The 12089-nt window shown below is 40.6% G+C and carries 10 protein-coding genes and 1 tRNA gene; 1 reads left to right on the top strand and 10 read right to left on the bottom strand.

What is annotated here, in order from left to right; translation table 11 throughout:
- Positions 1-48: 48 nt before the first annotated feature.
- The 4 genes from AC2IOM_RS02595 to AC2IOM_RS02610 form a co-directional block, all read right to left on the bottom strand.
- Positions 49-2700, bottom strand: coding sequence for an SLBB domain-containing protein (locus AC2IOM_RS02595; RefSeq protein WP_486359045.1), 2652 nt, complete (start codon positions 2698-2700; stop codon positions 49-51).
- Between the two features lie 111 nt (positions 2701-2811).
- Positions 2812-3588 (bottom strand): DUF481 domain-containing protein, encoded by a 777-nt coding sequence (locus tag AC2IOM_RS02600; RefSeq protein WP_100912542.1) that lies wholly within the window; start codon positions 3586-3588, stop codon positions 2812-2814.
- Between the two features lie 9 nt (positions 3589-3597).
- Positions 3598-4422 (bottom strand): mechanosensitive ion channel domain-containing protein, encoded by an 825-nt coding sequence (locus tag AC2IOM_RS02605; protein ID WP_486359046.1) that lies wholly within the window; start codon positions 4420-4422, stop codon positions 3598-3600.
- A 73-nt stretch (positions 4423-4495) separates the two neighbouring features.
- The gene (locus tag AC2IOM_RS02610; RefSeq protein WP_336434386.1) at positions 4496-4906 is read right to left on the bottom strand and encodes a YbaN family protein; all 411 of its coding nucleotides are present in this window, start codon (positions 4904-4906) and stop codon (positions 4496-4498) included.
- Positions 4907-5019: 113 nt separating this feature from the next.
- Here AC2IOM_RS02610 and AC2IOM_RS02615 point away from each other — a divergent pair.
- A tRNA-His gene (locus tag AC2IOM_RS02615) sits at positions 5020-5095 on the top strand.
- 352 nt (positions 5096-5447) lie between these two features.
- Here the strand turns inward: AC2IOM_RS02615 and lpxC are convergent.
- The 6 genes from lpxC to murC form a co-directional block, all read right to left on the bottom strand.
- The gene (lpxC, locus tag AC2IOM_RS02620; RefSeq protein WP_010561162.1) at positions 5448-6359 is read right to left on the bottom strand and encodes a UDP-3-O-acyl-N-acetylglucosamine deacetylase; all 912 of its coding nucleotides are present in this window, start codon (positions 6357-6359) and stop codon (positions 5448-5450) included.
- A 91-nt stretch (positions 6360-6450) separates the two neighbouring features.
- Positions 6451-7674, bottom strand: coding sequence for a cell division protein FtsZ (gene ftsZ / locus AC2IOM_RS02625; protein WP_100912539.1), 1224 nt, complete (start codon positions 7672-7674; stop codon positions 6451-6453).
- Positions 7675-7722: 48 nt separating this feature from the next.
- Positions 7723-8955: a cell division protein FtsA gene (ftsA, locus tag AC2IOM_RS02630; RefSeq protein ID WP_010561164.1), complete on the bottom strand. Its 1233-nt coding sequence runs from the start codon at positions 8953-8955 to the stop codon at positions 7723-7725.
- A 7-nt stretch (positions 8956-8962) separates the two neighbouring features.
- A complete protein-coding gene (locus AC2IOM_RS02635; protein ID WP_010561165.1) occupies positions 8963-9751 on the bottom strand; it encodes a cell division protein FtsQ/DivIB in 789 nt (262 codons plus the stop codon).
- A complete protein-coding gene (locus AC2IOM_RS02640; RefSeq protein ID WP_105171067.1) occupies positions 9752-10666 on the bottom strand; it encodes a D-alanine--D-alanine ligase in 915 nt (304 codons plus the stop codon).
- A complete protein-coding gene (gene murC / locus AC2IOM_RS02645; RefSeq protein ID WP_486359546.1) occupies positions 10663-12072 on the bottom strand; it encodes a UDP-N-acetylmuramate--L-alanine ligase in 1410 nt (469 codons plus the stop codon). The genes AC2IOM_RS02640 and murC overlap by 4 nt, the downstream gene beginning before the upstream one ends.
- Positions 12073-12089: the final 17 nt, after the last annotated feature.

A 12089-nucleotide genomic window follows, 5' to 3' on the forward strand; every position in this document is an offset into this window, starting at 1 on the left:
CCCCACAGACTTAAGTTAAGGCCCTATAGTTAATAGGGCCGAACATGATTACAGTGCTGATACAGCAGCTGCAGCTAAACCTAATTGATAAATAATCTGTGTCGCTGTACTCCACAGCGTTAATTGGTTCATATATTCTGCATCAAGTGGTACAACAATTGTGTCACCCGGTTCTAAGCGGTTCTTTGAGTTATTAACAGCAAACCAACTTGAATCATTTGGAATATATACTGAGCCATTTGCCTTGATGACATATATACGTTCTTCATCAGCTCTTTGTTTTAAGCCACCACTATATTCAAGGTAATCCTCAACCGATAAATTATCGCTATATAAGTGAGATGTAGATACGTTTACTTCACCAATTACACTTACCGTACTTTGTTTAGCCGGAATGTAGAGCGCATCACCTTTTTCTAATTCTAACGACACAGCTCCAGATTGGATTTTTGGTAAATCAATAACCAAACGTCCTAAAGCTTGTACTTGCCCCAAGTCTTTTAATAACTTATCCATATCATCGTAACTTAAAGATGCATCTGTTACTGAATTAGAAAAGCTTTTAGATGCAATTTCACGGCGTAAGTCATCTGACAATTTTTGTAATTGTGCACGCTCTTTTGTGCGTATTGATTCTCGAGTGAAAATCGCACCATTTTCAGCAGCAAAGTCTGTTAACCCACCTGCGCGTTCCAATACATTCTCTAAGGTTTCGCCACGTTTAATCGCATAAGTACCCGGAAAACGTACTTCACCGAATAAACTAACTGTTCTTTCTTCAGACCAATTTGGCGTAGGAAAAATATTAAGGGAATCTTTACTTTGTAAAGTAAACTGTTCAGATGATTTCATCGCATCATATAAATTGACCGCGATGTGTTCCACACTTGTGCTTTCGCCTTTAACGACACGCGTAACTTCTGCATTTTGCATATATGCAGATTCGAGTAATCCACCTGCAGCGTTTACAGCTAGTTTAACTGAAGCATTTGACACTAGCGGATAAACACCTGGGTAACGTACACGACCATTAACAGCAATAAGGGAAATATCCTCAAAAACGGACGCTTGCTTTTGTAACTTTAAAATTATTGGCGCCAATAATTTTTTACGGCTGAATACTGAATACTCGTCTTCTTCCAATTCTTCAGTTTGACCTGTCAGCAATTTTGTTAAATTATCAAGTTCAGTTACATCTTCTTCGTCAACTTCTTCTTGCTCTTCGCCAATAAACTCTAAAAATTTGCGGTTCTCAAATTTTTGCCATTGTTCTACTTTTGCTTGGAGTGCAATTTCTTTTTCACTTAAAGCGAGATCAGATAACAGCCTTTTTTCTTCGGCCATTTCTTCAAAGCGACTGAATACTATAATTATATCGCGTGGTTTCAATTCAAAATTAGCTGTTTGTTTTTCCAATACATCAACTAATGAGAATTGAAGTAATTCGATATCACCACGAATGTTTTTCTCTCTCACGATTAGTGAATAATCAAAATCAGCAATAGGCAATACATCTGATTTCAAAGATGTGATTAAGTCAGAAATTCGGTTACCTTGTTTCCATTGGTAATTGCCAGGATGAGAAACCGCTCCCATGATAGTTACGGCGTTTTCCAACTGCTCGCTTGAACCTTGTACTTTAATTACATCGCCATCATGTGGCTTGTAGCCGATTTCTTTTTGTGAAAAATCTCTCGTTAAAACTGTTTTAAAGCTATTACCCGCATAGCGTTCGATAACTGTTTTTTGTGGAAATGCTTCAGCCTTAAAGCCGCCTGCTAAGCGGATTAAGTCTTCTGCTGTTTCGCTTTGTTTAAGCTCAAAAATAGCGGGACGTTTCACTAAGCCGGAAACTGTTACTTGTTTACCAACAGACGGGATAAAAACTACATCACCAGATTGTAGTACAATATCGTTTGAGCTATCCCCCTTGGTAAGAAGATCATATAGATCTAGAGCAGCCACAACCTTACCACGGCGTTTCACTTGAATATTACGAAGTGAGCCAATTTCAGTAATACCACCACTAACAAATAATGCATGAGTTACTGATGCGAGTGACGTTACACTGTACGCACCAGGTTTGTATGCTTCACCTAGAACTAAAATACGCATAGAGCGTAAGCGCCCCATTGAAACAAACGCTTGAACGCCAATAATCTCTTGTTCAATTTTAGCTTTTACTAAATTCTTTACTTCTGAGAACTGCAAGCCAGCTACGTTAACAGGGCTAAGCTTTGGAATTGTTAAACGTCCTTCACGGTCAACTTCTACTTCAAAACTATCACTTTCTTTACCATAAAAATTAATTTGAAATTCGTCACCAGGACCTACAATGTAAGAATCAGGAATTGCCGCATTTTCACTTGGCATAAACGACATAGGCTCACCCGCAAACAGCTCATAACCAAATGGCTTTAATTCTTCCATTTGCGGCTTGAATTTTTCTTCCTCTGTTTTTTCTTCTTCCTCAGAACGAGGTTGTACTAATAAGCTTTCATCTTGCAGCGCCTCTTCGACTTCTTTACTTGATTTATCAAGTTGTTTTAAATCGATCCCATATTGCTTAGCAAGTGCTTTTTGTTGCGATTTTGGCAGCTTTTTAAATTGCTCAATTTGCTGCGGTGACGGAGTCATAGCATGTGACGGCTGGCTAAATGATACGACTAACAAGCAAAGAAATAGCTTTAGATAATGCACAGGATCCCTTTAAAAATTTCAGTTCAAATACAACCCTTTATTCTACCTGAGTTCATACACAAAAAAAAAGAGCGTTAAACGCTCTTTTACAATTTAGTTTAAGCCTACAACTTAAAAGCTATACACCAAGGTCAATACTGTCTCAGTGTCTGTATTTACTTTATCAGCATCAACTTCTGAGTTGTGAGTTACGTTAAAGCCAACTTTCATTTGTAATGAGCCGTTGATCTTAGTCAGTAATGCAGTTTCAGAAATGCTTTTGGTATTGGTACTACCTGATTCAACTTTAACGCGTTGGGTAAACTTAGCGTTATCGCTGATTGTCCAGCTAAAGTCAGCTTTCGCTAGTGCAATCCATTCATCATCGCGCTCACCTGCTTTAGGGCGACCATCTTTGAAAAGCTCTTGGTTTTTCTCTGAGTACTGGAAATATTTGTAACCCGGACCAAAGTCAAAACCAAGAGTCATATTTGACTCATCAATCAAACGAAAACCATAACCGCCTGAAAGCACTGTTTCGTGACGGTATGCACCAAAGTAATCGCTATCGTGCGTTAAACCAACGAATAAGTGAGAGTGCTTTTCACCAAGGTTGTAGTTACCTTGAATCGCCGCACCGTATTTTTCGTTGGTGCGCTGTGTGTCTTTTAAACCACTATCAAGCGTCACTTCGTCTTCTTTATAAAGTGCATTTAACTTGTATTCATTGGTCCATTTACCAATATCATGTTTTGCATTTGCACCGAACTTAAACGTGGTAGTTTCGGTATTACCACTGGTAATAATGGCACCAAGCTCGCTACTTGCTTCCCATGTTTTATCTTCGTCAGCAATCGCTTGATTCGTAAGTGCAATTGCTACAACTGACGCTAAATATCTTAATTTCATTATAAAAGCCTACTTCTCGCTGATTTTATTTAAATGAACATCCATTTGAGGGAAAGGAATCGAAATACCCGCTTCATCTAATGCAAGTTTGAAGTTTTCTTGAAGGTAAAAATAAACTGCCCAATAATCTTCAGTTTTTGCCCAAGAGCGCGTTACAAAGTTAACGCTTGAGTCACCTAAAGTGTGAACACCGATGAAAAATGCAGGGTCTTTAAGTACTTTATCATTTGATTTGATTACATTTTCAAGCACTTCACGCGTTTGCTTTAGACATGAGTCGTAGCTAACACCAACCATAATATCAACACGACGCGTTGCTTGACGGCTGTAGTTTACAATAGCGCCACCCATAATTGCCGAGTTTGGTACTATGATTGTTTTGTTATCAGGTGTTAACAGTTCTGTTGAAAAAATCTCGATTTTAGAAACACTACCAGAATGACCCGCAGCATCAATAAACTCACCTGATTTAAATGGACGTAGAATAATAATAAGCACGCCTGATGCAAAGTTTGAAAGAGAGCCTTGTAACGCTAAACCAACCGCTAAACCCGCTGCACCCAAAATTGCAATAAACGATGTTGTTTCAATACCAACTTGAGAAAGTGCCATTAGTACTGTTGCCGCAAATACAAGTGCGTACACAATATTTGCTAAAAACGAACCAACCGCTTTATCTACTTTTTTCTTTTCGATCGCTTTTTTGGTTAATTTTTCACATACTTTTGCTACACGAATGCCCACGAGTAAAATGACAATCGCGACTACAGTTTGTAAGCCGTAATGTAAAAGTAAATCAGAGTTTTCGTTCAACCATTTAGCTGCAGAATCCATGAGTATTCCTTTTGTCGTTGATTTAGGTAATTTTAAGAATTATAAAGATTTTTGAAATTTACGTCACTTCTTTTCACAGTTTAAGCGGATCTTTAACTTGATTGTCACTTGGTTTTGAAGGTCTACTCCAAATAAACAACAAAACGCTTACAATACTGATCACAACAATCGCTTTCAGCCATATTGGGAAGGCAATAAAGAGCAACGGGTAGGAAACTAGTAACAACATGGAGCTAGTCGCGATTACTTTAATTTTTGTTCTTATTACACCATGCGCTTCCCAATCCGTTATTAATTGACCGAATATTCGATGATTCAATAACCATGAATGCATTCGCGTTGACGATTTAGAAAAGCAAAATGCCGATAACAATACGAAAGGAGTGGTCGGTAGTAACGGAAGAAATACCCCAAGCACTCCCAGTAATAAACTGACCAAACCAATTACTAACCAAACTGAACGAATAACAGTCTTTTTTAACACTACAAAATCGCAAACTAAATTTATTTAGCTAAAAGCATAACATAAGTCTTCACACGGGCATGTTTTTTATGTATTATGCGCGCCACACCAAATAAGGTGTTTCAAATTTTGTGGCGGCTGTAGCTCAGTTGGTAGAGCCCTGGATTGTGATTCCGGTTGTCGCGAGTTCAAGTCTCGTCAGTCGCCCCACTTCTTCTTAAAAATTCCTTTTTTAACTTCAAAAATATAACAACTAGCTAAACAAAATGTATGTGCTTAGCAAGTTACCTTCTTTCGTTTCTAATTAAATTAGTAAATACACGATAAGTTTGTCTCGAACGTTCACTTTTGAAGCCTAACGCCAACGTCATTAGCATTTTAAAGTTTCATACCTTCAGCATAGAAAAAGCATATCTGCTCATTGTCTATTAGCTGCTATTAACAAGTTAACGGCGTTTAACGTACTAGAATGCACACACATGGCGACGCTGGAAAACATTATTTTAGGCAATAAAAAACGCGACTTAAGTCGCGTTTTATAATTTGATTAATTTTGAAAAAACTAAGCTGTTGCAGTTTCTAAACCTGGTGCAGCCATAGTGACAGACTCTTCAAATGTTGCCCATTCCCAAGCTGATTCAGTCGCCATCAACTTACGAAGTAGCTTATTATTCAGATCATGGCCTGATTTATATGCAGTTACTTTACCAAGCAAGTTATGACCCGTCATAAACAAGTCACCAACACAGTCTAAAATCTTGTGTTTTACAAACTCATCAGGGTAGCGCAATCCATCAGGGTTAAGTACTTTAAAGTCATCAAGTACAACAGCATTATCCATACTGCCACCAAGCGCTAAGTTGTTAGCGTGCATGTATTCGATATCACGCATAAAGCCAAATGTACGTGCTCGGCTAATTTGCTCGATAAAATTCTTAGCTGTAATGTCTAAACCAATACGTTGGCGACTTTCGTTAATTGCTGGGTGGTTAAACGCAATTTCAAAGTCGATATGAAAACCATCATATGGTTCAATCTCAGCCCACTTATCGCCGTCTTCCACGCGCACCGTTTCGGTAATGCGAATAAAACGTTTAGCTGCATTTTGTTCTTCGATGCCAGCCTTTTGAATAAGGTAAATAAATGGTAATGAACTACCATCCATAATTGGCACTTCAGGGCTATCTAATTCAACAATTAGATTGTCTAAGCCTAATGCTGCAATTGCAGCGATTAAATGCTCAGTGGTCGATAAGCGAACGCCATCTTTATTAATTAAGCATGTACATAATTGAGTATCGCCCACGGCCTCAGGTGTTGTTTCAAAATCAACAACAGGATCAAGGTCTACCCGGCGAAATACAATACCTGTATTCGCACTAGCAGGTCGGAGAGTGATAGAAACCTTTTCACCCTTATGCAATCCAACACCTACGGCACTGACTTTTTCAGTTATGGTACGCTGCTTAATCATAGGCTATCCACTTATTCGTTAAAATCGGCCGGCTATCTTACCACAGATAAGACCAGCTTGCCAAATTATGTCTATTTTTCAAACAATCTTATTAATCAGCTTGATTACGTAAGAAAGTTGGTACGTCAAAATAATCAGCTTTGTCTTGCTTTTTGTCTAATGGCGCGCTTTCTTTGACTTCGTTTTGAACACTTGGTTCAACAGTCTCAGGCGTTTCTACACTGCCCGACTGTGCAAAACTTGGTACAAATACACCTGGTGTTGCAGTTGCATTGCTCGGAGCGCTTGTTGCTTGCGCTGTATCAGAGCCAGACACTTTTTTGATATCTGCACCTACAATACCAAACTGAGGCTTGCGTTCACCGCCAAGGCCAGTCGCAACAACAGTCACACGTAACTCTTCAGACATATCAGGGTCGATAACCGCCCCAACAACAACCGTCGCATTTTCTGATGCTAATGCCTTAACGTGGTTACCAACTGTTTCAAATTCTTCAATCGCAATGTCCATACCCGCGGTAATGTTAACAAGAATGCCTTTCGCACCTGTTAAATCAACATCTTCAAGTAACGGGCTTGAAATTGCAGCTTCTGCGGCTTCTTGTGCACGATCAGGGCCTTTCGCTGACGCTGTGCCCATCATTGCAGTTCCCATTGCAGACATAACAGTACGTACGTCGGCGAAATCCACATTGATCAGACCTGAGCGAGTAATTAACTCAGCGATACCTTGTACGGCACCAAATAACACATCGTTCGCTTTAGCGAATGCGTCTAATAATGTCGTACCTTTGCCTAAAACTTTAAGCAATTTATTGTTAGGAATTGTAATAAGTGAATCAACGTGTTGAGACAACTCATTAATGCCATCTTCTGCTGCCGATGCACGCTTTTTACCTTCAAATTCAAAAGGTCGTGTTACTACTGCAACAGTTAAAATGCCCATTTCTTTAGCAATACGTGCCACAACAGGTGCAGCACCTGTACCTGTACCACCGCCCATACCGGCAGCAATAAAGATCATATCTGCGCCTTCAAGGCCGTTACGAATCGTTTCTGCATCTTCTTCTGCAGAATCACGACCCACTTCAGGGTTTGCCCCAGCACCTAAACCTTGTGTAATTTGCGTACCTAGCTGCACTGTTACATCAGCTGATGATTTACGCAGTGCTTGCGCATCGGTATTGGCCGCAATAAATTTTACGCCTTCAATTTGCTTTTTAACCATGTGCTCAACAGCGTTACCACCGCCACCGCCGACACCGATTACTTTAATTACGGCTTCTTCACCGTGCTGTTCCATTAAATCAAACATGTTTAACTCTCCGACTAACTACCTTATGAAAATTCACAAGGCAAAAGCTTAAAACTCCCCTTGAAACCATTTTGTTAAACGGTTCCACCAATTTCCATTACCAGATTCTGTGGTGCGGCTGCTCTGGCTATGCTGCATAGTTCGACCATACTGCAACAACCCAACTGACGTTGCGAATGACGGATCATTCACATAATCAGTAAGTCCAGCTATCCCTACTGGTTGACCAACGCGCACTGGCATTTGGAAAATTTCTTCTGCTACTTCAACAACACCTTGCATCTTGGCGGTACCGCCTGTCAGCACGATGCCTGCAGCTATTTGTTCTTCTAAACCTGAGCGACGAATCTCTTTCATCGCCAACTCAAAAATCTCTCTCATGCGCGGCTCTACAACTTCAGAAAGTGTATGGCGCGACATAATACGTGCAGGTCTACCACCTACACTTGGTACTTCAATACTGTCTTCTTGACTTGCTAAGCGACTTAGTGCGCTGGCATATTGTACTTTAATTGCTTCAGCATGCGAGATAGGCGTGCGAAATATTTTCGCAATATCGCCAGTTACTTGATTTCCCGCAACTGGTAGCACCGCCGAGTGGCGCAAAGAGCCTTGCGTGTATATGGTAATATCCATAGTGCCACCACCAATATCAACCACTGCAACACCAAGCTCACGCTCATCTTCAGTTAAAACTGAATCGCCCGAAGCCAGCGCCGAGAAAATAAATTGGTCAACACGTAAGCCACAACGCTCAACACATTTTTCAATGTTTTTCGCCATATCATTTGAGCACGTAATAATATGCGCTCGCGCTTCCATACGTACACCACTCATACCAAGAGGATTACGAATGCCTTCTTGCATATCAACAGTGTATTCTTGTGGTAACGCATGCAGCATCTTGCGTTCAGCTGAAATAGGGACGGATTTAGCGATATGAATAACATTATCGATGTCGTCATGGGTGATTTCAGCGTTGTTAATCGCCACTACACCATTTTCATTTTGACACTGAATATGTTTTCCAGATATGCCTAGGTACACCGAGCTAATACGGCAATCTGCCATTAATTCAGCTTCATCTAACGCACGCTGAATCGACTCAGACACTAAATTAAGATCGTTAACACCACCTTTATCCATGCCTTTCGCGTTTTGACTGCCAACGCCTACAATGCTCAGCTGATTATCAGGTGTTACCTCACCGACAACAGCAACAACTTTAGACGTTCCTACGTCTAAGCCGATAATGAGATTACGTTCAACTGCCTTGGTCATACCCTAGTTATACCTTATTATTTTTAGTTTGCTCTTGCACTGGCTGAAGCCAGCTCACAGCTAATCCCGTATCATACCTTAAATCTATCGACTCTACCTCTTTATCCGACGAGTTTTTTATCTCTGGATATAAATCGATAAACCGCTGCACTCTAAGCGCAATATCTTTGCGTCCTAGGTTTAATTTAACACCACTATTTAGCCATAATTTCCATGAAAAACGCTCTGACAGCGCAAGGCTACTTAACCCGATTTCATGTAGCGCTAATAACTCTTTAAATGTTTTAAAGGTTTTCCACGCTTCATTTTCACTGCCTTCAGGCCCATACAACATAGGTAACTTGTTAAAAAACTGCTCTGCCGGTGCCTGAAAGATGTCGCCATGGGTATTTAGCAGTAAATCTTGATTCCAAATTGCCACTGCCTGATGCTCAGTAACATAAACACGTAGTGTGTCTGGCCACTGTTTCCGTACCGATACACTTGCTACCCAAGGCAATTCCAGCAATTTTTCTTGCACTTGGTTTACATCTACATCAAAAAACGTTTTAACTTTTAATGACTTAATCTTATCAACAATTGCTTGCTCACTTGTATATACAGGGTCACCATGAACCAATACTTTGCTCAACTTACTATTTTGTTCTGTTGCTAAGTAATCGGTTAAGGCATTCACCCCTTGCCACGTAATAAACAAGGTCAAAACAAAAAAGCTTACTCCCATTAGCAAAGACCAATTAGTTGCAGCAACTAATCGCTTTGTTAAATTTGCTAATGTAAGTAGTGTTTCTTTCATTTACAGTGTCGAATCTAAAATTTCTAAAACTAACTGAGCAAAATCTCTACCTGAGTCTTTTGCAGCCATAGGTACCAATGACTTTTCTGTCATGCCCGGCACAGTATTCACTTCTAACAAATAGAATTCACCGCTTTGGTCACGCATCGCGTCCACTCGGCCCCAATCTTTAGCACCAACAAGCGCAAATGCCTGCGTTGCGATCATTTGTAAATACGCAGTATCGGCGTTTGATAAATCAGCTGGGCAATGATAACTCGTAGTAGATGACTTATATTTCGCTTCGTAGTCATAAAAACCACGTGGTGTTTTCATTTCAATCACCGATAGCGGCTGGTTGTTAAGCATGCTAACGGTATATTCGGTGCCAGTGATCCACTGCTCAAGCAATACTTCATCATCAAATTTAAAGGCATTTTCAAGCGCACTTTTTAATTCTTCACTCGTGCTTGCTTTAGCCATACCGATACTCGAACCTTCGTGGCTAGGCTTAACCATTACCGCGCCAAATTCGTTAATAATCGATTCAATACTAAAACTTTCACCTTTTTTAACCGTGGTAAATTTAGCGGTTGGTAAGTTGCTGGCAACGAACAATTGCTTACAACGTACTTTATCCATAGCTAACGCACTGCCTAACACGCCGCTACCGGTATAAGGCAAGCCCATAAATTCAAGTGCACCTTGAATCGTACCGTCTTCACCGCCACGACCATGCAACGCGATAAACACGCGATCGATTCCTAATGTTTTAAGCTCAGCAAGCTCTCGTTCTTTTGGATCAAATGCAATCGCATCAACACCATTGGTAATCAGGGCGTTTAATATGGCACTTCCCGAATTGAGTGACACCTCACGCTCAGCCGAATTACCACCTAATAAAACGGCGACTTTACCATACTGCTTTTGGCTCATTGTGCTACCTGCTTTAGCTTAGTTATATTCATTTCTGTTTCAGCAATTTGTTTTACCAATTGACCTATATTGCCCGCACCTTGCGTTAACACTAAGTCATTATCTTTTACCGCGTCAGCCAATGCTGTGAATAGCTCATTCGGCGTGGCGATATATCTAGGCTCTTTACCACGTTGTCTTAAGCTACGACATAAACTCTTGCTGTCTGCGCCAACGATAGGTTCTTCACCTGCAGCGTACACTTCCAACAACAATAATTCGTCTACCTGACTTAACACATCTACAAATTCTTCGTAAAGGTCACGCGTGCGCGTAAAGCGGTGAGGTTGATACGCCATTACTAAACGTTTATCAGGCCAACCTTGCTTTGCCGCTTTAATTGTTGCGGCGACTTCAGATGGGTGATGACCATAATCATCAACCAACATCACGTTGCCCACTTCGTTATTGAACTCGCCATAATGTTGAAAACGACGACCAATACCTTCAAATTCTTTTAGTGCTGCTTTTATTGCGCTTTCACTTACGCCTTCCTCAAACGCCACCGCAATTGCCGCTGTTGCATTTAAGGCATTGTGCTTGCCCGGTAAATTCAGGGTGATCGCCAGTGTTTCACCATTTGGCAATACAACTTCAAAGGCACTGCAGCTAGCTGATTGTGAGAAATTAATGAGACGGTAATCTGCGTCTTGCGATTCACCATAAGACACATATTTACGGCTAAAGCGCGGCAATAACTCGCGAACTACTGAGTCGTCTATACAAGCTACGGCTAACCCATAAAAAGGAAGGTTATGGATAAATTCAATATAGGTGTCTTTCATATTTTCAAAGTCACCTTGATACGTATCCATATGATCCGCTTCAATATTTGTAATAATGCTGATCATTGGGTTTAAGTGTAAGAAGCTTGCGTCACTTTCATCTGCTTCAGCAATGAGATATTGACCACTACCTAACTTCGCATTGGTACCCGCGCTATTTAATAAGCCACCAATCACAAAGGTGGGATCAAGTTCGGCTTTGGCAAAAATACTTGCTACTAAACTCGTCGTTGTGGTTTTACCATGCGTACCAGCAACCGCAATACCCTGCCTAAAGCGCATTAACTCAGCCAGCATTTCCGCACGGCGTACAATTGGGATGTGTTTTTCTTTCGCACAAATGATTTCAGGGTTGCTTTCATCAATGGCACTTGAAACAACTACTACGTCTGCTTGCTCAACATTTTCTTCTCGGTGCCCGATAAAAACGTTTGCGCCCGCTTTACTCAAACGCTCTGTCATTGCGCCTTTGTTTATATCTGAGCCGGTAATTTGATAGCCTAAATGTAATAGTACTTCTGCAATTCCGCCCATACCTGCACCACCAATACCAATAAAGTGGATAGTGTTGATTCGTCTCATTGCAGGTAAATTATCTT

The sequence above is a fragment of the Pseudoalteromonas sp. NS-SX12 genome (genome assembly GCF_057367955.1).